The sequence below is a fragment of the Acinetobacter sp. Li1LvA2 genome (assembly GCF_056156705.1).
The window spans coordinates 1-437 of the sequence record NZ_JBSICF010000034.1 but is presented as its reverse complement, the minus strand read 5'-3'; the positions used below and the strand labels follow the sequence as shown (position 1 = coordinate 437).

Sequence of the window (437 nt, the reverse complement as noted above, 5' to 3'; positions counted from 1 at the left end):
CCTTGCAGACAATACCTTGCCTGCATTAACAGACGGTCCACATACCATTACCGTGACAGCAACTGACCCTGCAGGTAATGCAGGAACAGATACAGCTGTGGTGACAGTGGATACTAGCATTCCAGTTGTATCTTTAGATGATGTGGTTACTAATGACACGACTCCTGCTTTAACAGGAGCGATTAATGACCCAACAGCAACAGTTGTTGTGAATGTGGATGGTATTGACTACCCAGCGACTAACAATGGCGATGGCACCTGGTCACTTGCAGACAATACTCTGCCTGTCTTAACAGATGGTCCACATACAGTGACTGTAACTGCAACTGATCCAGCTGGAAATATAGCTACAGATACAGCGACGCTTACTATTGATACAGTACCAGCAGACTTGATCGGTGCGATCACGATTCCTGAAGACTTAAATGGCGACGGTA

Annotated in this window: 1 protein-coding gene; it reads left to right on the top strand. The window is 46.2% G+C overall.

Features of this window, described 5'->3' with window-relative positions:
* The coding region (locus tag ACS604_RS18965) for an Ig-like domain-containing protein (RefSeq protein ID WP_474772660.1) at positions 1 to 437 on the top strand (437 nt) is incomplete at both ends.